The organism is Methylobacterium sp. AC832 (assembly GCF_979256025.1).
In genome coordinates this window covers 1-246 of sequence record NZ_CEEDMV010000072.1, presented here as the reverse complement: position 1 = coordinate 246, position 246 = coordinate 1, and the positions used below count along the sequence as shown (strand labels likewise).

Below are 246 nucleotides of genomic sequence, written 5' to 3'. Positions count from 1 at the left end.
GGCAGACGAAGCGCACGTCCGGCTTGTTGACGCCCATGCCGAAGGCGACGGTGGCGGTCACCACCACCCCATCCTCCTGCAGGAACGTGTCCTGGTTCTTCATGCGCGTGCCCGGGTCGAGGCCGGCATGGTAGGGGAGGGCGTTGAACCCATCCTTGGCGAGCACCTCCGCGAGCTGCTCCGTGCGCGTCCTCGACGAGCAGTAAATGATCCCGCTCTCGGAGCGGCGGTGGCGCAGGAAGCGCT

The 246-nt window shown here is 67.5% G+C and carries 1 protein-coding gene; it reads right to left on the bottom strand.

Annotation, left to right across the window (positions count from 1 at the left end; all coding sequences use genetic code 11):
* Positions 1-246 (bottom strand): helicase-related protein (locus tag AC0IXR_RS25140; RefSeq protein ID WP_471762610.1); only part of this gene is annotated, 246 nt, incomplete at both ends.